This is a genomic window from Planococcus maritimus, assembly GCF_001687625.2.
Classification (GTDB): domain Bacteria; phylum Bacillota; class Bacilli; order Bacillales_A; family Planococcaceae; genus Planococcus; species Planococcus maritimus.
In genome coordinates this window covers 204,801-223,905 of the sequence record NZ_CP016538.2, presented here as the reverse complement: position 1 = coordinate 223,905, position 19,105 = coordinate 204,801, and the positions used below count along the sequence as shown (strand labels likewise).

The following is a 19,105-nucleotide window of genomic DNA, read 5'->3' as shown; positions in this document are numbered from 1 at the left end:
CCCGTCCAGCCAGTATTATCATCGTTTCAAGTTCACGACTTCCTGTAGCAGTTCATCTGAAGTCGTGATGGTCCGTGAATTTGCCTGGAAGCCGCGCTGGGCGATAATCATTTCCGTGAACTCTTCCGTAAGGTCAACGTTGGACATTTCGAGTAAACCGGAGCCGATTTGGGAATTGATTGTTCCTGCATCTGAAATATCGCCGTTTGCGATAGCTTCTTGGTTCCCTAGTTTATACATCGAACCCCCGACTTTTTCGAGGCTTGCCGGGTTATCGATATCAAACATGCCGATTTGAATTGTCGGGCCGTTTTCTTGCTGGATATTGCCGAGGCGATCGATGCTGAAATTGCTGCCTGGGTTGATTTGGATTGGGTTTCCGTCTGTATCAAGCACGTTATATCCTTGCGCTGTGGTCAAGAGACCATCTGAGTCCAAAGTAAAACTGCCGGCACGCGTCAAATAACGCTCATTCACGTCTTCTGGCGATTGCACGACGAAAAATCCGTCGCCCATAATGCTTAAATCTGTCGCTACCCCAGTCGAAATCGCAGAACCTGGGCTGTGGTTGATGTTAAGAGAAGCGGCGCTAGAGCCAAGACCGACCTGCATCGGGTTTGCCCCGCTTGTCGATACGGTTTGGCTCAGCAGATCCTGGAACTGGATCGAGCTTTTCTTGAATCCGATCGTGTTGACGTTGGAAATATTGTTCCCGATTACATCCAATTTCACCTGGAAGTTTTTCATGCCGGCTACCCCTGAGTACATAGAACGCAACATTTGTCATTTCCCCTTTCAGCTGGCTGCAAGTTTAAGCTTGCTCGGCCGCCTGTTCGTTTTGATTGTCGTTTTGCTGTTCGATCCGTTCAATGGCCGATAGCGGGATTTTGGTTTCCCCGTCTTTCAGCTCGACCATGACTTCGCCATTTTTCATCGTTACGGCTTGGACAATGCCGGTACCACTCTCGCCATTCGCCGACCAGCTGATTTCTGTTCCGAGCAAATGAGCAGAATCTGCAAGCGATGCGTTACCGCCTTCTCCGGCGTATCCTGTCATCGTCTTGTTCAATTGAGTCAATTGCTCAAGGCTGCTGAACTGCGCCATCTGCCCGATAAACTCTGCATCTTTCTGTGGTTCCATCGGATCCTGGTATTTCAGCTGCGCGATGAGGATTTTCAGGAAAGCGTCTTGCCCGAGAGCATCCGGCTTTGTAGTTTCTGTCGTAGCCGCCGGTTGAGTTGCCGCCGTCGTTGTCCCTGTTGCTGCGATATTCATTCAAGCACTCCCTTTTGTTTAAACGCTATAATCCACTTGGCCATTGGCTGATGCGGTTTCACGCTCGCGCTGTGGCGGCATATCGGCATCATCCGCAACAGCTTCACCGCCGCTTCCGCCATGCTGGCTAATATTGTCTTTCGGTGCATTCGAGAAAGGCGATTGCTGCTGTTTGTGCTGTTCGAACTCGGATGGGCCGTTGTCTTCCCGCACTTCCAAGCGATCGATTTCCACACCTTGCTGAGACAAGGAAATGCGCAATTGATTTAATTGAAGTTCGACCGCTTCTTTTGCGGCCCCGTGGCTCGCAATGATTTGTGCGCTGACTTTCCCGCTTGCTGTACTGACCAAAATCTCTAAATGGCCGAGATGCTCAGGGAAAATATTGATGCGCAAGCGCGTTTCATTGCCGCCAGCGGCGAGGCGCGCAGGAGAGCTGATCCATTCTGCGAGTGTTTCCGAAAGTTTTTGCACCGGCACTTGCCGCACCTGGGCATCCACCGATTTTTGTTCAGCGAATGCGGCCGGAAGCACCGCGGCCTGCACCTGTCCTTCTGTTTTCACAGGCGCTGCGGCTTGAACCGCCTCGGCTTCTGGAACCAATTCTTCCGCAGGCATCGCTTGCACATCAGACGCTTGTTGCTCCACCGTGCGATCAACTGGAGCGCTTTCTTGTGTTAAGGCACGAAGCAAGAAAGCGGGCGTTTGCGCAAATGGCAGGCGCGTTTCTGGTTTAACAGGCATGAGTTCTTTTACTAATTGCACTTTTTCTGAAGAAGGCGTTTCTTCTGTCAACTGCGCAGCCAGTTCGATGAGCGGGCGCAAGGTTTCATCCGGTGCCGCCTCAGTTAGGTCCATTTCTTTTAGCGCGACCCCCGAAAATCCATCGGGCTGTGCGAATTCTTTAGCAGCTGTTATAAACGATTTCAATTGTTTGACCAGTGCAGTCAATTCCGCCTGCATTTCTTCATCGGCAACATAGGCTTCAATGGCCAGTTGCAGCTGTTCTCCGTTCGCATCTCCTGTCAATTGGAAGATGGCGTATTGCAAGGCTTGCTGTTCTTCGGTCAATTGTTCTGTCGGCGTACCCATCAATTGCCCGAACAGCGCCATCAGTTCTTCATCAGGCAATTGTTCTGCGGCCGCTTCAAGTTCCGGCTGTTCTGCTGATCCCGCTGACAAGCCCATCAGCAATTGTTCAAATTGCCGTGCCGGATCGGCAGCCTTCGCCGCTTTCGCAACAACAGGAGCAGCGGTGCTTCCCATCAAGATAGAAGATAGGGCGTTCACTGGGCATCACCGGTTCTGCCGAGGCGATGGTAGCGGCTCCCTGCCAGGTCATCGAAAAAGCTCTGCTCTGCCGCTTGGTTCTCTTTTTGGTGGGCGGCATAGTTTTGTTCTTTCAAATTGCCCCAGGTTTTCTCTTCGCGCGCTTTTGCTTTCAAGGCATCCTGGCTTTGTGAGACATGCCGCTCATGCGCCGCGACTTCGCGGTTCGCTGCGGACGACTGCTCATACAGCTGGTAAATATAGCCTTCGAGCATGCGCAGCTCAGAAATCGGGATGCCTTTTTGTTCTTTTGCTTTTTTCATTTCTTCTGCTTCCATGATCTTCGTTTGCAAGGCTTCGCTTTGTTCGCGGACCGCCTGCTCTTTTTTCAGCGCTTCGGCCATTTCGACTTGGGCTAGCTGCGTTTCGTTTTCTTTTAGTTCGAGAATTTTCTGGAATCGGAAATTGAATCGTGTCACGTTTCAGCACCTCCAAATTGTCGTGCGAGCCGGTCGACGCTTTCCGTCAATTCGGCCTTCTCGTAAATATCTTGCTGTAAATAGTCCCGGATCAACGGATACGCGCGAATCGCTTCGTCAATTTCCTTATTGGCCCCGCTTTTATAGGCCCCGATATTGATCAAGTCTTCTGCGGAATCATGCGCTGCGAGCAGGCGCTTGAGTTCGGTCGCTGCCTGCTGGTGGTCGCGCGTCGTCACTTCATTCATGATTCGGCTGACGCTGGCCATGATATTGATCGCCGGAAATTGACCTTTTTGTGCCAATTTGCGGTCCAGGACGATATGGCCGTCCAAAATCCCGCGCACTGCATCGGCGATTGGTTCGTTCATATCGTCGCCGTCGACAAGCACTGTGTAGAAGGCGGTAATCGATCCCTTTGCTGATGTTCCGGAACGTTCGAGCAAGCGCGGCAGCAAGGCAAAAACGCTTGGCGTATAGCCTTTACTAGTCGGCGGTTCTCCGACTGCAAGTCCGACTTCGCGTTGCGCCATGGCAAAACGCGTGACCGAATCCATCATGAGCATGACGTTTTTGCCTTGGTCGCGGAAATACTCTGCAATCGCCGTCGCGGTTAAAGCTCCTTTAATGCGCTGCATCGGTGTCTGATCGGAAGTTGCGGCGACGACGACCGAGTTTTTCAACCCTTCTGGCCCGAGATCGCGTTCGATGAAATCTCGCACTTCCCGGCCCCGCTCGCCGATCAAGGCGATGACGTTGACGTCGGCTTCGGTGTTGCGGGCGATCATGCCCATGAGCGTACTTTTGCCGACCCCGCTTCCGGCAAATACACCGATGCGCTGGCCTTGGCCAACCGTTAACAATCCATCAATCGCGCGCACGCCGACTTCTAGTGGCTTGTCGATGCGCGGCCGCTTGAGCGGATTTGGCGGCGTATTGGTGGTGGAATATTTCTTCAAGCCTTTTGGCAATTTATTGTCATCGAGCGGTTTGCCCGTGCCGTCCAGGATTTTTCCGAGGATGGCTGGGCCGACACGAATTTGCAAAGGCACGCCCGTTGCGACGACGAGGCAACCCGGCCCCACTTGCGCGAGGTCACTCAGCGGCATGAGCATGATTTTGTTTTCCTTAAAGCCGACCACTTCCGCCTCGATCGGCGGGTCGAAACGGCTCGGATACAATAAGCACAATTCGCCAAGCTTGGCGTTCGGCCCTTGCGCTTCAATGGTTAAGCCGATGACTTGGACGACTTTGCCGTGTTTTTTCACCGGTTCGATTTCTTCTAGAAGCGTTAAGTATTCGCTATCTTCCAGCTTCGTCATTGGCCTTCTCCTCACAATAAAGAAGCAATTGTTTTTTGATTTCGCTCAATTGGCTGTCCAAAGTCGCATCGTACGAGCCACTTTTCGTATGGATCGTACAGCCGGCGGGCGCTTGGTTCGCCACCGGCATCAATTTCAGCTCGGCGCCTGCCCGGATATAGCTTTTCAGCTCATCTTCAAAAGGCAGGACCGCCGGATAATCTTCAAGCGCCACATGGATTGCGACTTCTTCTGAATCATCCGCTTGCCGGAGGGCGTGTTGGATGATCGACAATAGCTGGGCATCGTCTTGCTTGAGTTCATTGCGGATAATTTTGCGTGCAATTTCTGTGCTAAGCGACAGCAAGAACGGCTCCGCTTCACGGATGATGCGTTTTTGCTCTTCGTACGCTCCTGCGATCAAGCCTTCCATCAATTCGCGCTGTTCGCGAAAATCCGCTTCGGCTTGTGCGAGTCCTTGTGCGAAGCCTTCTTGAAACCCTTCTGTTGCTGCGGCTTGTGCTTGTTGCTGGGCTTCTGCCGCCGCTTGTTGCTGCTGTTCTTCTCGCCAAGCGGCCATTTCCTCATGCGCTTGCTGTTGCTCGTCGGCCAATTGCTGCCGTAAAGTGTCGAGCTGCTGTTCAAGCGTCGCAACTTCATCCTTTAAACGCCCACCGTATTGCTCGATGTCTCCATCCGCTTGGCTCGTGAATTGCCTGCGCGTCTCCACTTTGCGCAATTGGATGATTTTCGTGCCGCTTTGTTCCGTGCTGCGGATGATGTTAGACAATCAGTTCATCTCCTTCTTCACGTGAGACGGTGATTTCCCCTTCTTCTTCCAGTTTGCGGATCAAGGCCACGATTTCAGTCTGGGCATTTTCTACGTCTTTCAATTTGACAGGCCCCATGACGTCGATTTCTTCACGGATCATTTCCGAACGCCTTGTCGACATATTTCGGAAAATGCTTTCTTTTACTTCATCACTGGCCGCTTTTAACGCAAAACTCAAGTCCAAGTCGCTCACTTCGCGAATGACCCGTTGAATCGAACGGACGTCCAATTTGACGATGTCTTCGAAAACAAACATAAGCTTCTTGATTTCAGCGACAAGGTCCGGGCTGCCGGTTTCGAGTTCGGACAAGATGGCTTTTTCGGTGCTTCGGTCCACTTGGTTAAGCACACGGACAATCGCTTCCACGCCGCCGGTTGCCGCATAATCTTGGGCACCGTTAACAGACGACAGTTTGCGTTCCAAAACTTGCTCGACTTGCTGGATGACATCAGGTGATGTGCTTTCCATCAAAGCGATGCGCTTCGCCACTTCCGCCCGCTGCTCGACAGGCAGCTGCGACAGGATTGCAGAAGATTGCTTCGGATCCAAATACGACAACACCAGCGCGATTGTCTGGGGTTGCTCGCTTTGCAGCACCGTCACAATACGCGCTGGGTCGAGGCGCCTTGCAAAATTGAACGGCTTGACTTGAAGACGATTCGACAGCCGGCCGATTGTATCGATGGCCTTTTCTTTGCCGAGCGCTTTTTCAAGCACTTCCCGCGCATAGCTGAGCCCGCCTTCGTTCATATAATCCTGGGCCAGCACCATTTCATAAAATTCGTTGATGACTCGTTCCGATTGGCTATTTTTCAATTGGCGCACATTGGAAATTTCCATCGTCAATTGATCGATTTCCTTTTCAGACAGGCGCTTGAACACTTCGACTGACACATCCGGCCCCATGCCCACAAGCAATACGGCCACTTTTTGGATGCCCGTCAATTCTTTTATCCGTTCTACCATTCAGTTCTCTCCTAATCATCCGCCATCCACGAGCGCAGTAAATTCGTAAAGTCGTCCGGGCGTCCCTTGGCAAGCTTCTCGATCGTTTTGCGTTTCGGATTCGTTCGATTATTAAACTCGGACAAATCCACTTCGCCTTCTTGCGTGCTTGCTGCTGGTTGCATTTTTGCTGCCGCTCGCTCGAAATAATCCATTTCCAGTTCGGCTTCCAATTCTGCTTGTTGCTTTTTGCGTCTTTTCACGACGAACAAGATAATGCCCGTCAACAATAGGATGCCAACACCTGCTGCCACATACCATAGAAGCGGGATGCCTGTCCAAAGGGTCACGACCGGCTCTTCTTCAGCCATTTCGGGACGTCCTTGGAATTCCGTCGCAAAGATCGAAATCCGGTCATCGAGTTCTGCTGGAGTCGGCTGGAATTCGTTCATGCTGAGCGAGGCGCTCACAGTGTTTGCTAATAAGGTACGGATATCCGTCATATTCTGTTCGGTTAATGTTGCCGGATTATCCGGCACTGGCGGTTCGACGCCGACATTGATCGTAATGTCGTCAATGACATAAGGACTCATTTCGATCTGTCGACTGATCCGATTGACTTCGCGGTTGATGCGCTCTTCAGTACGTTCAGATTCACTTGTGCCGCTGCCATCTGCTGATGGGTAGTTGGCAATATCCGTCTCGCCGGTACCAGCATCGTCTGCTAAGGCTTGGCCTTCGCTTGCATACGTTTCGACGATTCGTTCGACACTGATGTCGATGCCTTCGCCGGTTTCGAGATCGACCGGTTCCACCAATTGCTCTTCGCGTTTTTCTTTCGTGAAGTCAATATTCGCCATAACGGACACGACGACTTTGTCTTGCCCGAGCAATAGCCCAAGCATTTGCTGCAATTCACGCTGAATATCTTGTTCGATGCCTTGTTGGATTTCACGATTTTGCTGATACATCGTTAAATTGGTATCCGGTGCTCCTGTATCCTGCAATTCAAACACTTGGCCATTTTGGTCCATGATGACGATTTGCTCCATCGGCAAATTCGGCACCGATTTGCTGACCAAATGGTACAAGCCATTAATTTGCTTCTGGTCTAGATTTAACGTGCCGTCGCCTTTGACGACAATCGACGCCGTCGACACTTGCTCTTCATCGGTCAACCAGACGTTTTCTTTTGGCAAGGTAATCATGACATTGGCATCTGTCACACCGGCAATTTGCTTGACCAAATACGCTAATTCATTTTGCATGGCATCGCGTTCGACGACATCAAAATGGCGGTCAGTCATCCCGAGGCCCATGTTTTCACTGAAGATGCCGTACGTGACATTGCCATTTTTCGGCAAGCCTTCAGCCGCTAAGCTGACTTTCAACCCAGCCACTTGTTCGTCTGGAACAGAAATCGTCGACCCGTCTGTCGATACTTCGACCGGTATGCCTTGGCTCTCGATGGCCGCTTTGATTTCGCCCGCTTCTGCCGGATCCAAATTGGCATAAAGCGGCGACATATTCGATTGGCTATTGAAGAAAACAAAAAGCCCTAGAGCAAGTAAAGTGATGAAAAAGGACGCGGCCATTAGCCATTTGGTCGCTTTCGATAAACTGCCCCAGGAGTCTTTTGTTTTGGTTTTATAAGTTTCGAACTTTTCTTTCATTGACCGCACACCTTAATCTTTTTCATACTTGCATTCTCATGACTTCTTGATACGCTTCTACCACTTTATTGCGCACTTGCATCGTCATCTGCAGGGATAAACTTGCTTTTTGCGAAGCGATCATCACTTCGTGGACATCTTGTACTTCGCCCGTCAGCAATTGGTCGGTCTTTTTATCGGATACATTTTGCGCATTGCTCACTTCTTTTAATGCATTTTTAAAGACATCGCCGAAGCCTGTCGCTTGCGGTTCTGGCTGTAATTTTTCCATGAATTGATTTTGCAGAAACGGCGTCTGCAGCTGTCCAATTTTCTCCATGCTGCCCCTCCTAAACTAAACTTCGTTATTTCCCGATTTCGAGTGCTTTCATGAACATGCTTTTCGACGCGTTCATCGCCGTCACGTTCGCTTCATACGAACGGGTGGCAGACATCAAATCGACCATTTCTTGAATGGGATCGACGTTCGATGTCCGGACATACCCTTCAGCATCCGCATCCGGGTGATCCGGATTATAAGTCACTGGAAAAGGTGTCTGGTCTTCACGAATCGCGCTCGCTTTAACCCCGCCACCAGCAGCGGTTTGCCCCATGGCAGAACTCAAATGTTTGGCAAAAGGCGAAGCATCAGCCGTCGACAACTCAACTGTTTTGCGGCGATAAGGCACCCATTCCCCGTCCACTAACTCGGCACGGTTCGTATTGGCATTTGCGATATTTGAAGAGACGACATCCATTCGCAAGCGGTTAGCCGTAAGCCCCGTTGCGCTAATATTCAGACCGTTAAATAAAGACATTCCCCTTATCTCCCTCCGTTGATGACCGAACTCAGGCTACTGAATTTGCCATTGATCCGCTCGGTAACGGCGTTGTACCATAATTGGTTTTTCGCCAGTTCCGCCATTTCAAAATCCATATCTACGTTATTGCCATTTGGCGTCATTGTCGTATTGTGATTGACCGTCACCGGCGAAGCTCCCCGCCCACTTTGAAACTCCATGTGTTGCGCATTCGTTCGGTAACTTTGCATACGCGAAGCGCTTGCCTGTTCCATCACTTGCTGAAAGTTCACTTGCTTGCTTTTGTAATTGGCCGTATCGACATTGGCGATATTATCGGCATGGACACGCTGTTTCAATGTCGATGTCGACAAAGCCTGCTCCATTTTTTGAATGCTTGATGGAAATAAATTCATCGCTTAACCCCCTATTTGTGAATTTGCCCAAATAAAAAACCCACTGAAAAACAGGCGGATTTGAGTCAAATCTACCATCTTTCGGCAGCCCGGCGGTCATGTGTCTGGGACAGTTAGATCCGTAGCTTTGCGTCCTTTACTTTCGTATAAGTTTGCTATTTTCGTCATGATATGGGTATATTTTTCTGTAAACTCGTCTTTTAGAATCATTTTGAATGACTATTACTCCGGTATAGTATCATGCTTTATTTATTTTGGCTATTTTATTTTGTAAAAAAATTCTACTATTTTTTCCATTTAATCTGCAGTTTTCTGTTAAAATGAAAATACCAGATTAGGCTAATAGTTCTTTAGACTAGAAAAGGAAGGGTGACTAGGTAATATGTTCCGTGGATTGTATACGGCGACTTCAGGGATGATGTCGCAAAACAGATACCAACAAGTCTTAACCAATAATTTGGCGAATGCCAGCACTCCCGGCTTTAAAACAGACGATTCGGCAGTCCGATCATTTCCAGATCAATTGATCAAGGCGCAAAATGCCAACCAGCCGGCACCGATCGGCCACCTTTCCACCGGTGTTTATTTGCAAGAAGCGATTCCTTCGTTTCTTCAAGGCCCTATCCGGGAAACCGGCAATGCCACAGACTTCGCTTTGCTCGATGAAAAATTAGCAGCAGACCCGGAAACCGGCGAGCGCGGCCATTTATTGTTTGCCGTAGAAACGGCAGACGGCGATGTGCGCTATACGCGCAATGGCCAATTCACGGTAGACGCACAAGGTTTTCTTGCGACTAGCTTTGGCCAGCGAGTGCTCGGCGACAATCTTCAGCCGCTGCAAGTCGGCGATAGTGAATTTTCCGCAGACGATAGCGGCGCGATTACCCGTGAAGATGGGACCGTCGCCGGAAACTTGTGGATCGGTGTGACAGAAGATGCAGGCCAACTCGTCAAGCAAGGCCATAACTTGCTCGCTTGGGAAGGCGACCCTGATGATGCACCGGCACTCGCCGCTGACGGTGAGCGATACGCCCAGCAAGGCTTTATCGAACAGTCCAATGTCGACTTGACCCGCACCATGACCGACATGATGACCGCTTATCGCGGATTCGAATCCAACCAAAAAGTAATCCAGGCCTATGACCGCAGCATGGAAAAAGCGGTCAATGAAATCGGCCGGGTCTGATAAGGAGCAGCGTCCATGAACATTCAAATGAACACAGCGAGCAGCACGATGCGCGAACTGCAGAAAAAAATCGATTCCATCGCCAATAACGTCGCCAACGTCAATACGCATGGCTATAAAAAACAAGAAGCCAATTTTTCCGACGCCTTGTTGTACAGCGTGACGAAGCAAGCCGGAACGGCCAACGAAATCGGCCGCACCACGCCGAACGGACTGCGGATCGGCGGTGGCGCCTTGATATCCGAAGGCATTACCCGCCACTCGCAAGGCTCCTTGCAAGAAACCGGCCGTGAACTGGATTTTGCCCTTCAATCGCCAAACGCTTATTTCCGAATTGCCAATGGCGAGGAAAACTACTACACACGAAACGGTTCTTTTCAGGCCGAAGCGATTCCAGAAAGTGACCGGCTTGCGCTCACCACCGCTTCCGGTGATTCCGTGCTCGGTGCAGACGGCCTGCCAATTACGATCGGCGCCGGTTATAGCGAAATGTCCCTTGGCAACGACGGGCTCGTGACTGTTTCTTATGACAACCAGCCGCCTGAAACCTTTCAGCTCGGCACGGCAAAAATCATTCGCCCTGCCCTTCTTGAAAATGCCGGCGATAATCGCTATCGCTTGCCCGGCACACAAGCCGAACAAGCAGCTGCCGGCGTGGTCGAATTAATCGACATGCCGATGTCCCACCGGTTTTTGGAAACCTCGAATGTGGACATGGCCGCCGAAATGACCGAGTTGATCGCCACCCAGCGATTGTTTCAATCACAAGGGCGCGCCATTTCCTACGCTGACGATATGATGGGTCTTGTGAATACGATGAAATCCTAATATTGCCAAATTATTTTTTAGTAACATAATATTAAAAGCCGCACGCCAAGAGAAATCTCTCTTGGTGCGCGGCTTTTTTTCATATGGGCTGATTCGGAAAACTTCAATAAAAAAACAGCCAATCGCTTTTGATTAGCTGTTTACCGGAGAAAGTCCATCAAGTTTGTCTGCATGATCTTGGCCGAAGATGACAGGCTTGCTTGGTAAACACTTTCTTCACTTTTCAATTTGATTAGTATTTCAGCATAATCTACATCTTCTATAGAAGATAAGGCAGTTCCAAGTGATAGCTTGGCGTCCAACAGCCGGCTTTCGGTCGCTTCGACGCGGTTTTGACGCGCGCCGTTTTCAGCAGCCGAAGTCAATAAGCGCTCCATGGCCTTATCGATTTCATCCAGATTAACCGCTTCGCCAGCTTGTATGTTTTCAGCGAGTTTTCCAACGGCCCGGAATATATTCGTCGGATCGTCCCCGCTGCCGACAAGCGTTTGAGGCAAGATGCCGATTTCCAGCTGCAGCCCGACACCGATCTTCGCCGTTTTCAGCGTCCCGTTTGGCGGAGCTGCTTCAAACGAAACAGCATCCGGAAACGGCTTCACCGTGCCGTCGCCGCCACCGAATAAATACCGGCCGTCGACTTCGGCATTCGCGAATTCGCGCAATTGATCGTTCAATACCCCGACTTCCTTGAAGATCAATTCGCGGTCTTCCGGAGACAATGTCCCGCTGCCGCCTTGCACGCCGAGTTCCCGGATGCGCTGTGTGACATCGACCATCGCTTGAATCGAGCGGTCATTTTCATCGAGCCACAAATTGGCATCGCCGATATTGCGCTCGTATTGTTCGTTTGCTGACATGACGCTGTTCAAACTCATCGCTTTCGCTACCGCTTGCGGATTGTCGGACGGCTTATGCAGCAATTTGCCGCTGGATGCCTGCATACTGGTGTTTTCAAAACGCCCAAGATTTTGCTGCATATGGCGCAGGGAATTTTGGTGCATCATTTGCTGGGTTACTCTCATTGGGCCGTCCTCCGTTTTTTGGGTTTAGCGTGCAGCCATCCGGTTGATGATCGTATCGAGCATTTCATCGGTCGTTGATACTAAGCGGGCTGCGGCATTATAAGCGTGCTGGAATTTCACCAAGTTCGACATTTCTTCATCCAGCGAAACGCCGGCGACCGCTTGGCGGCGGTTGTCTGTCGAGACGATCAATTGCTCTTGCGAAGAAACTGCATAGCCGGCGGTCTGCCCTTCCGCCCCGAGGCCGCTGACGATAGCACGGAAATCGGCTTGCACGTTTTTCACGCCTTCATCTAATCCTTTTGGCAATTCGAGCTGCGCATCTTTTGCAACGCTCAATTCACCTGCTGGTGAAGCCGTTTCAAAAACATTGCCATTCGCTTGAGCGAATTCTGTCACTGCCGTGTTGATCTTTTGTTGATAATTTTCGACTGTCGTTAAGGATTGTCCGAGACCACCGAGCTTGCCGCCTGCTGCCTCGAGATCGACCGGTTCGCCCGATTTTACCGGCTGGTTGTTCGAAGCTAAGGCCAGTGCATAACTGCCATCCGATTTTTCCGTCACTTTGATGTCCATCAGCTGAGACAGTTCATCGACCGCCGCATCGCGTGCATCGCGCAAATCGTTTGCCTGGGCTCCGTTCTGGGAAATGTGTTTGTTCAGCTCTTCAATGCGCGAGATCAATGTTTGCGCTTCTGTCTGTGCCGCTGCCGTGCGTTCCGTCAATTCCACTTTCAAATCGCCCATCGAGCGGTCGATCGTTTTTGCCACGTCCGCAAAAGCTTGCGCCCGTTCTTTGACGACTGCTTGGACCGCCGCGTTCGACGGGTCGCTTTCCAAGTCTTGCCAAGCGCTCCATAAACGGCCCATCGACGCGTTCAACCCGTTTTCTCCCGGCTCGCCGAGAATCGTTTCCACATTTCCGAGCGCTTCACTTTTCGTTTGCCACTCGGCAAGTTCTGCTGTATGCCCGCGGTATTGCTGGTCGAGAAAGCGGTCGCGCACGCGCATGACCGAATCGACCGTCACGCCGGTGCCAAGCTGTCCTTTGCCTTGGCTCGTCCAAACTTCCAAAGAAGCAGCGGAACTCGTGTTCACTTGTTGGCGCGAATAGCCTTTCGTATTGGCGTTTGCGATATTATGGCCTGTGGTCGAAAGGCTCGCCTGGCCGGCGGATAAGCCGCGGCGGCCGGTTTCCAAAGTGTGAAAAGTTGACACGTGATCCCCTGCTTTCCCTGGGGGCTTTATGCTTTGGTATCGAAAAAGCCCCGATTGGTTGACTGTTTAGGTGCTGCGCCGGATTTCGGCGGGTAATTATATGGCTGTTTTACCGGCGTCGTGATATGGCCGATCATGCCTTGGATAAAATCCACGGAATCTTGTACCAGTTTCTCGTTTTGGCGGTTTTTGGCCTGCAGCTCCAAAAGCAATTGCTTCAATAACGTCAATTGCTCCTGCAGCGCCCGTTTCGCTGTTTCGTCCGGCATCTGTTCGGTAAACTCGCTGAAGCTGAGTCCCGGATGCTCTTCAAGCACGTCCATCACCAGGCGTTCGCGCTCGTCTTCGAGCTGGCCGAGCCTGCGGATAAGCCGCGTCTCTTCTTTAACCAGTTCGGTCAGTTCGTCTATTTTATGCTCGATCAGCACTGTCTGTTTGCGTTCCGCGTAGCGGATCAATTGCTGCTGTATGGTGATCAGCTCATCAAGTGTCGCGGTCATCATTTTCAACACCGGAGTTCCCTCTTTTCCGACCCGCTCAACTGTCATTTATCGAACCAGTACTGATGGATTTTTTCGGCTACCTTGTCAGAATCGACTTGGTATTCACCGGAAGCCACCTGTGCTTTGAGCAGCTGTATTTTTTCTTGACGGGCGATATCCGCTTCCGTATTCTTCTCGAACATCGCCTTCGCCTCACTTGAGATCTGCAATTGGTCTTCCTGTTGAAGCGGGCGCGCTTTTTGGGCCGGCGTCACCTGCATTTGCTTTTGGTAAGATTGAATAAAGGAAGAACTATTCGTTTTATCAATATTCATTCCTTCACCACCTCTTAAAGTTATTTCTTCATTTTCCAGCGTGCTTGTGTGCTGTTTGCCCATTCGTCATCTTCCGCCAGTATCTCGTTAGCGCTCCGGAGGAAATCGAGACGGCAATCCTCACACAGCATATGCCGGTGAATTATTGTTTTGCAATGGCTGCACGGATAACCGAGATTCGGGTAGTCGCCCGTCAAAATCCGGCCTTCCCGAAGGAATTCGGAAATCTTATGGACCGAGACGCCCGTGAACAAATGAACGTCTTCAAGCGACGCGTTGCGGTGCTCGTGTTCTTGTAAAAACAGGTAAACTCTTTTGAATGCCTTTTCGTTTTCTTGGTGGCATTTCAAGCAGCAAGCGATTTGATCACGCAAAAACAGCGTTCCGCAGCTGGGGCAATTGTCCAGTTTCGGGGTTGTCAAATAGATCACCTAGTTTCTTCTATCAGTCAGTTCTATGTTGTCCAGGGCTCTTCGAATTACTATCTATACTACTAGTATCGGCCGTTTTTGAAAAATGTTTAGCGTTTCTTTAAAAAATATTATTGCACTTTGAATTGTGTGACGAGAACGCGTTCAACTTTGCCTTCGCCGACCAGGCTTTCAAGCTGCGCCACCATCTCATCTTGCAATAAAGTGATGCCTTCTGTTCCGACGAGCTGTTCTTTTTCCATGCCCGCCACAGTCGCAATGGCCGCCGCGCGCACTTCCGCGTGGCGTTTTTCCATTTCTTCTTTTACTTTTTTATCGCCTAGTAGAATATTGAACTGCACGACCGCATAAGACGCCGGCGTGGCGAGATTGGTCGTGATTTCTTCCGTGTCGATGCTCAGTTCCACCATTTCATCGGCAGTGAGCGGCGCATCGGCGTCCACTTCTTTATCCATTTGGAGGAAATAAAAGGCTCCACCTGCTCCAAGCAAGGCTGCAATTAATAAAACCAATAATACTTTTTTCATCATCCACCTCTTACTCTTCGGTTTCGGTCTGATAAGGAGAAATCAGCACTTCGACGCGGCGATTTTGTGCGCGCCCGTCTTTTGTATCGTTCGTGGCGATCGGCTGGTATTCGCTATAGCCAGTCGCACTGAATTTTCTCGGGTCCAAGTCGCCGTTTTCCAGCAAAATCTTCATGAAATTGATGGCGCGCGCCGAACTGAGTTCCCAGTTTGATGTAAACTCGCCGCCCGCTGCTGGCACATTGTCTGTATGGCCTTCGATATAGATCATGCGCGGCGGGTCGCTGACGAGCAAATCCGATAATTCGCTCGCAATGGTGCGCGCCTGTTCGTCGATATCGGCACTTCCTGATTCATACAAGACGCCTTCATTGATTGTCAGCATCAAGCCTTTATCGGTCAATTCTGTTTCCAGCTTCGGCGATAAGCCTTTTTCGTCGATATACGATTCAATTTTCTCCTGGAACTCTCCCAGCTCCTGGCGGTCGCGCACCGCTTCTACTTCTTCCATCATCTTCTCGGTCACGCCTTCTTCCGGAATGATCGCAAAAGGTGAAGTGTCGGTCTCGAGTTCTACCGGCGCGGATTGGTCGAGCAGGCCAGTGCCTCCCTGCAGTTCCACATTGAACGATTCGGAAATCGCCTTGAATTTCTTAGCGTCGACATTGCTTGCCGCAAACAGCACGATAAACAAGGCCAATAACAGCGTCAAAATATCGGCATACGGAATGAGCCAGGATTCGTCGACATGTTCTTCATGCTTTTTTTTACGCTTCAACTTCAACACCACTCTTAGTTTCGTCTTCTAGCACACGGTCTTTGGCCGGCAGATACGTCAAGAGTTTTTCTTCTACGGTTCGTGCAGGCAAGCCTTCTTGTACCGCAAGCAAGCCTTCAAGCATGATTTGCTTCACGCGCGCTTCCTTTTCAGATTTGCGCTTGAGCTTATTGGCGAATGGGTGCCACAGGACGTATCCTGTAAAAATCCCGAACAGCGTCGCAATAAACGCCGCGGAAATCGATTTCCCGAGCAATGCCACATCGTCCAAATGGCCGAGTGCGGCGACGAGCCCGATAACCGCTCCGAGTACACCGAGTGTCGGCGCATATGTACCGGCTTGCGTGAAAATTTTTGCCCCGAGTTCGTGGCGGTCTTCCATCGCCGCGATGTCTTCTTCCATCAAGTCGCGGATGTGCTCGAGCGATTGGCCATCGACGACCATCTTCAAGCCGCGCTGCAAAAATGGATCTTCCACTTCTTCCGCACGCTCTTCTAGTGCGAGCAAGCCCTCTTTACGGGCGACCATCGCCCATCCCGTGAACATCGGGATCATTTCTTTGATTGATAATGTTTTTTGTTCCCCAAACAGGACTTTGAATAGCCCGGGGATGCGTTTGACTTCGTCCATCGGAAAGGCGATCAAGATACAGGCAGCGGTGCCCATGAAAATGATGACCAATGCGGCTGGATTATATAGTGCGGCCGGACTGGAGCCTTTTAGGGCCATACCGCCGACGAGCACAAGTACGCCTAAGATGATGCCTAACCAAGATGTCTTATCCACGTCCATACCTCATTTCACTTTGGATATTTGTTGAGTTGAATAATGTGACGGAAGATTCCATTGTTTGCGATATTCCGCAAAACAGCTGGCTTTCCGGGGGGCTCGCGCTGAACTAATTCGGGCTAAGCGCCCGAATGGATTTCAGCACTTCACTGATCCCCCAGGAGTCTGCGCTATTTTGCTCCATATCTTTTGACGGTAAATTGAAAGATATGCGCAAGAGTTCCATTTTTTTCAACGCTTCAACCCGACATATCCCTTATTGTTTTGCCAATGCCATGGCTTGCTTCCATGTGTTGCGCAGTTCGGTTACATCTGCGAGTACGGCGTCGAGTGCCGCTGCGTCGTTTTTCATGTTCGCTTCCATGAGCGAGTTGTTTTGGTATTCATAAAGTTGCTCAAGTTCTTGCGACAATGCGATGTCCGGGTTCAAGGTGCTGCGCAGTTCCTGAATGATGGCTTGTGCTTTCAGCAAGTTTTTGTTCTTTTCTTCAAACTGTTTATCCAGCATCGCTTTTTTCGCGAGTTTGATGAATTTCAAGCAACCGTTATAGAGCATCAAAGTCAATTCTTCAGAAGATGCGGTCATGACGGAATTTTGCTGGTAGGTCTGGTAAGGATTGATCGTTGCCATTATTGTTCCCCTCTCTTACTTGCGTTGGTCGATAAATGAGCCGCCGCTCGTCGGTTGGCGGTAAGCACCGGCATATTGCCCGGAGACTTTCCGCGCTTGTCCGAGCCGGGCCATCTGTGCGGAAAACTGTTCGTGTATCGTCTGCATGAGTGGCTGCAGCTGGATTTCCGTCTGCTGGATCTTGGCGATGATCGCTTGTTCGTCCGCCGCCCATTCGCTCGTTCCTTGTTCAGCGAGCGCTTCGATTGTTTCTTGCCGGCTGTCGAACAACTCTTGAAGCCGTTCGAGCGGTGCCAGTTCATTTTTATCCATATCGGAATCAATCAATTGTGCTTGTTCATAAATCGCTTGTGTCTGCGCCAGAAATTCGGTGAGCCCATCGATTCTTTTTTCCATTACATGCCTCCGAACATATTCTGCTGCATCCAAGCGCTTTGTGAATTCATTTTGCTGAGCGCTTTTTCCATCGCCGTGAATTGGCTCCAGTAACGGTCTTCGATGCTCGTCAAGCGGTCCTGCCAGCGCGTGATTTCCGTTTCCATGCGGCGCAGTTTCTTGGACATCGTGCTATTGTCGACGGCGCTTGCCGGGCTTCCCGCCTGTGTGCTCAAGTTTTTGACGATGTCGTTGAGCTTGTCGTAGACGCGCGCACCGATTCCGTCGCCCGCTTCACTGCGGACCGTGAACAAGTTCATCACTTCATCCGGTTTTTCCGAAAGAGCGGTCCTCAATTTATCTTCATCGATGAACAACTTTCCGCCTTCGCGGTAATCGCCTGTATTGATCCCGATTTGGGACAATAAATTAATACTGCCATCCCCAATGCTTTCGACTTTATCCATGAATTCACGTCGCAGATCCTGCAGCGCCGATTTCATGATCGGGTCATTGCGCAACAAGCCGCTGCGTGCTTTTTCTTCCCATAATTCGATTTCATTGTCGCTCATGTCTTTTTTCTGTTCGTCAGAAAGCGGCTGGAAATCCGGGTAGCGTTTTTCCACAATCTGCTTTTGGAGGTCTTCAATCGTTTTGTTGTACGCTTCTACAAAATCTTTAAGCATCTGTACCGGTTTTTCTGGATCGGAGCTAACGGTTATGGACGATGAACCGTCTGTATCAACTTTGAGCATCTCAATCGTCAGCCCGTTAACAGTTGTTTTATTGCTGGTCAGACCGGTTACTTCAACGTCATCGATAACGATAGAACCATTTGCCCCGTTGGTTGTTGTAACTGATGCGTTGGTCGTTCCGGTAATTTGTTTACTGAGCTCTGGGTTATCTGTAGCCCCGTCAGCAGTCTTGAAAGATAAGCTAAAGTTTTGCGCCTCGCCTAATTCTTTCGAGGAAATGAAAAAGCGGGAAGTGGTATTATCAAAATTGACGCGAAGAGCGGGTACGCTGCCGGCTGTTTCCGACTGCAATAGATCTGCGACCGCTTTATAAGTCATGTCTGCTGTAATGTTTACCTCGACCTCAGTCTCTTCTCCGACGTTTACAAGAATTCTTCCGGCAACACCAATGGCATCGGTCGATCTTGCTGCTTCTTCCGGTGTTTTTTGGATCGCTGCTGTGGAAGTATATTTCGCAGGAGTTGCCAGCGCAGTGACTTGCACATCATACTTCCCGCTCATCGCCGTTGCGCCCGCTGTCACTTTCGCGCTGCCGGACCCTGTGGTTTCGGCGCTATAGGCATTGAAGCTCGACTGCAAGCGCAAATTGCTGGCACTCGTGCGCAGACTTGAGAACGCAAGGTTCTGTTCGCGTGTCGCTTCTTGCTGCCACTCGGTCCAGACTTTTTGCTGCATCAGTTTATCTAAGGGCATTTTCTGTATTTGCATCATTTGTTTCACGATGGAGTCAGTGTCCATCCCGGAAGCCAATCCGCCGATTCGCATTGCGCTCATAG

Annotated in this window: 24 protein-coding genes and 1 riboswitch; of the genes, 2 read left to right on the top strand and 22 right to left on the bottom strand. The window is 50.4% G+C overall.

Annotated features, from left to right (window positions below; all coding sequences use genetic code 11):
* Positions 1–18: 18 nt before the first annotated feature.
* The 11 genes from flgF to flgB are packed head-to-tail and all read right to left on the bottom strand — an operon-like array spanning position 19 to position 8,971.
* Positions 19–780 carry a flagellar basal-body rod protein FlgF gene (flgF, locus tag BBI11_RS01230; RefSeq protein WP_068459856.1) on the bottom strand — a complete coding sequence of 254 codons (762 nt, stop codon included), beginning with the start codon at positions 778–780 and terminating at the stop codon, positions 19–21.
* Positions 781–811: 31 nt separating this feature from the next.
* Entirely contained in the window at positions 812–1,276 is a 465-nt protein-coding gene (locus tag BBI11_RS01225; protein ID WP_068459855.1) for a flagellar hook capping FlgD N-terminal domain-containing protein, read from the bottom strand.
* Positions 1,277–1,294: 18 nt separating this feature from the next.
* The gene (locus tag BBI11_RS01220; RefSeq protein WP_068459853.1) at positions 1,295–2,566 is read right to left on the bottom strand and encodes a flagellar hook-length control protein FliK; all 1,272 of its coding nucleotides are present in this window, start codon (positions 2,564–2,566) and stop codon (positions 1,295–1,297) included.
* Positions 2,563–3,024, bottom strand: coding sequence for a flagellar export protein FliJ (fliJ, locus tag BBI11_RS01215; protein WP_068459851.1), 462 nt, complete (start codon positions 3,022–3,024; stop codon positions 2,563–2,565). Before fliJ ends, BBI11_RS01220 begins: the two co-directional genes overlap by 4 nt.
* On the bottom strand, positions 3,021–4,346 hold the full coding sequence (gene fliI / locus BBI11_RS01210) for a flagellar protein export ATPase FliI (RefSeq protein WP_068459849.1): 1,326 nt from the start codon (positions 4,344–4,346) through the stop codon (positions 3,021–3,023). Before fliI ends, fliJ begins: the two co-directional genes overlap by 4 nt.
* Positions 4,327–5,115, bottom strand: coding sequence for a FliH/SctL family protein (locus BBI11_RS01205; protein ID WP_068459847.1), 789 nt, complete (start codon positions 5,113–5,115; stop codon positions 4,327–4,329). The genes fliI and BBI11_RS01205 overlap by 20 nt, the downstream gene beginning before the upstream one ends.
* Entirely contained in the window at positions 5,108–6,124 is a 1,017-nt protein-coding gene (gene fliG, locus BBI11_RS01200) for a flagellar motor switch protein FliG (protein WP_068459845.1), read from the bottom strand. Before fliG ends, BBI11_RS01205 begins: the two co-directional genes overlap by 8 nt.
* 11 nt (positions 6,125–6,135) lie before the next feature.
* Complete coding sequence (gene fliF, locus BBI11_RS01195; protein ID WP_068459843.1) at positions 6,136–7,776, bottom strand: flagellar basal-body MS-ring/collar protein FliF; 1,641 nt, start codon at positions 7,774–7,776, stop codon at positions 6,136–6,138.
* A gap of 22 nt (positions 7,777–7,798) precedes the next feature.
* Entirely contained in the window at positions 7,799–8,095 is a 297-nt protein-coding gene (gene fliE, locus BBI11_RS01190) for a flagellar hook-basal body complex protein FliE (protein WP_068459841.1), read from the bottom strand.
* Between the two features lie 25 nt (positions 8,096–8,120).
* Positions 8,121–8,573, bottom strand: a complete 453-nt coding sequence (flgC, locus tag BBI11_RS01185; protein WP_068459839.1) for a flagellar basal body rod protein FlgC — start codon at positions 8,571–8,573, stop codon at positions 8,121–8,123.
* A gap of 5 nt (positions 8,574–8,578) precedes the next feature.
* Positions 8,579–8,971: a flagellar basal body rod protein FlgB gene (gene flgB, locus BBI11_RS01180; protein ID WP_068459837.1), complete on the bottom strand. Its 393-nt coding sequence runs from the start codon at positions 8,969–8,971 to the stop codon at positions 8,579–8,581.
* An 80-nt stretch (positions 8,972–9,051) separates the two neighbouring features.
* A riboswitch (cyclic di-GMP riboswitch) is annotated at positions 9,052–9,138 on the bottom strand.
* A gap of 215 nt (positions 9,139–9,353) precedes the next feature.
* On the opposite strand from flgB, the gene BBI11_RS01175 reads away from it, so the two are divergent.
* Together BBI11_RS01175 and BBI11_RS01170 are read left to right on the top strand one after the other, a co-directional pair.
* Positions 9,354–10,157 carry a flagellar hook-basal body protein gene (locus tag BBI11_RS01175; RefSeq protein ID WP_068459835.1) on the top strand — a complete coding sequence of 268 codons (804 nt, stop codon included), beginning with the start codon at positions 9,354–9,356 and terminating at the stop codon, positions 10,155–10,157.
* Between the two features lie 15 nt (positions 10,158–10,172).
* On the top strand, positions 10,173–10,985 hold the full coding sequence (locus BBI11_RS01170) for a flagellar hook-basal body protein (protein ID WP_068459833.1): 813 nt from the start codon (positions 10,173–10,175) through the stop codon (positions 10,983–10,985).
* 140 nt (positions 10,986–11,125) lie between these two features.
* Here the strand turns inward: BBI11_RS01170 and flgL are convergent, their stop codons facing one another.
* The 11 genes from flgL to fliD all read right to left on the bottom strand — a co-directional run bounded on the left by flgL (position 11,126) and on the right by fliD (position 19,103).
* Positions 11,126–12,007: a flagellar hook-associated protein FlgL gene (flgL, locus tag BBI11_RS01165; protein WP_068459831.1), complete on the bottom strand. Its 882-nt coding sequence runs from the start codon at positions 12,005–12,007 to the stop codon at positions 11,126–11,128.
* Positions 12,008–12,031: 24 nt separating this feature from the next.
* Positions 12,032–13,225: a flagellar hook-associated protein FlgK gene (flgK, locus tag BBI11_RS01160; protein ID WP_068459830.1), complete on the bottom strand. Its 1,194-nt coding sequence runs from the start codon at positions 13,223–13,225 to the stop codon at positions 12,032–12,034.
* A 26-nt stretch (positions 13,226–13,251) separates the two neighbouring features.
* Positions 13,252–13,773: a flagellar protein FlgN gene (locus BBI11_RS01155; protein WP_237150303.1), complete on the bottom strand. Its 522-nt coding sequence runs from the start codon at positions 13,771–13,773 to the stop codon at positions 13,252–13,254.
* On the bottom strand, positions 13,770–14,042 hold the full coding sequence (gene flgM, locus BBI11_RS01150) for a flagellar biosynthesis anti-sigma factor FlgM (protein WP_068459826.1): 273 nt from the start codon (positions 14,040–14,042) through the stop codon (positions 13,770–13,772). The genes BBI11_RS01155 and flgM overlap by 4 nt, the downstream gene beginning before the upstream one ends.
* A gap of 20 nt (positions 14,043–14,062) precedes the next feature.
* Complete coding sequence (locus BBI11_RS01145; protein ID WP_068459824.1) at positions 14,063–14,473, bottom strand: hypothetical protein; 411 nt, start codon at positions 14,471–14,473, stop codon at positions 14,063–14,065.
* A 110-nt stretch (positions 14,474–14,583) separates the two neighbouring features.
* Positions 14,584–15,003, bottom strand: a complete 420-nt coding sequence (locus BBI11_RS01140; protein WP_068459822.1) for a flagellar basal body-associated FliL family protein — start codon at positions 15,001–15,003, stop codon at positions 14,584–14,586.
* 7 nt (positions 15,004–15,010) lie between these two features.
* Complete coding sequence (gene motB / locus BBI11_RS01135; RefSeq protein WP_068459821.1) at positions 15,011–15,778, bottom strand: flagellar motor protein MotB; 768 nt, start codon at positions 15,776–15,778, stop codon at positions 15,011–15,013.
* Complete coding sequence (gene motA, locus BBI11_RS01130) at positions 15,768–16,565, bottom strand: flagellar motor stator protein MotA (RefSeq protein ID WP_068459819.1); 798 nt, start codon at positions 16,563–16,565, stop codon at positions 15,768–15,770. The genes motB and motA overlap by 11 nt, the downstream gene beginning before the upstream one ends.
* A gap of 259 nt (positions 16,566–16,824) precedes the next feature.
* On the bottom strand, positions 16,825–17,199 hold the full coding sequence (gene fliS, locus BBI11_RS01125; RefSeq protein WP_068459818.1) for a flagellar export chaperone FliS: 375 nt from the start codon (positions 17,197–17,199) through the stop codon (positions 16,825–16,827).
* Positions 17,200–17,214: 15 nt separating this feature from the next.
* Positions 17,215–17,595 carry a hypothetical protein gene (locus tag BBI11_RS01120; RefSeq protein WP_068459816.1) on the bottom strand — a complete coding sequence of 127 codons (381 nt, stop codon included), beginning with the start codon at positions 17,593–17,595 and terminating at the stop codon, positions 17,215–17,217.
* Positions 17,595–19,103 carry a flagellar filament capping protein FliD gene (gene fliD / locus BBI11_RS01115; protein ID WP_237150302.1) on the bottom strand — a complete coding sequence of 503 codons (1,509 nt, stop codon included), beginning with the start codon at positions 19,101–19,103 and terminating at the stop codon, positions 17,595–17,597. Before fliD ends, BBI11_RS01120 begins: the two co-directional genes overlap by 1 nt.
* Between the last annotated feature and the right edge of the window lie 2 nt (positions 19,104–19,105).